This window comes from Nocardia sp. BSTN01, from assembly GCF_015354405.1.
GTDB lineage: Bacteria > Actinomycetota > Actinomycetes > Mycobacteriales > Mycobacteriaceae > Nocardia.
In genome coordinates, this window is the sequence record NZ_JADKYP010000168.1 from 1 (window position 1) to 822 (window position 822).

Annotated in this window: 1 protein-coding gene; it reads right to left on the minus strand. The window is 66.5% G+C overall.

What is annotated here, in order from left to right; all coding sequences use genetic code 11:
• Positions 1-706, minus strand: a 706-nt coding sequence (locus IRT45_RS36365; RefSeq protein ID WP_194810270.1) for a helix-turn-helix domain-containing protein, incomplete at its 3' end; no start/stop codon positions are given.
• Between the last annotated feature and the right edge of the window lie 116 nt (positions 707-822).

Here is an 822-nt window from a genome sequence, read left to right on the forward strand (position 1 = left end):
TGTCGGTGACGATCCGCTCGATTCGTGTGATGCCGTGCGCGGCGAAGAACGCCCTGGCTCGGAACACGAAACCGATTGCTGTGACAGCTTTCTCGTCAGGCAGTGCCTCGGTGTAGGCCAGCCGGGAGAAGCCATCGACAGCTGAGTGCAGGAACACGTAACCAGGCCGGGTGCGCCGGTTCACCGCGCGGGTGGCTTTGTGCTGGGCCGATCCCTTGCCGTGGACACGCCAGCCACCGCCATCGGGGATGTGGCCGACCTTCTTGATATCGACGTGCACCATATGCCCGGGCCGGCGAGCGGCGATCCGGCGCGTTGCCCGATTCGGCTCACCGGCCGGGTCCAGAAACCGGCGCCGGTTCAGCCCGAGCCGCGCCAGATGCCGACCCACGGTCCGCACAGACACGGCTGTGCCCTCGGCCGTCAGCTCGACGGCGATCCGGCGAGCGGACCACTTGCGGGTCCGCCGCAACACCTCGATCCGGTTCACAACAGCCACCGACTTGGCGGCCGGTGACCGGTGCGGGACGCTGGACCGGTCGAGTAGCCCTACTTCGCCGTACCGGCGAAATCTGTTGACCCACTTCGACGCACACTGACGTGAGATTCCCATTTCCGCGGCGACGTGCGCGATCGGACGGGACTGGCAGCGCAGGACGAGCCGGTGGCGACCCTCGACGGTCAGCGGGGCATTACGGTGAGACACGGCGGTTCTTTCGGGTCGAGCGGACGGAGGATTGGCGTTTTCCATCCTGCCGCCGAAAGAACCGCCCCCATCAACTCACCCCATACCCCGCGTCACCAACGTCACGACCCACAACA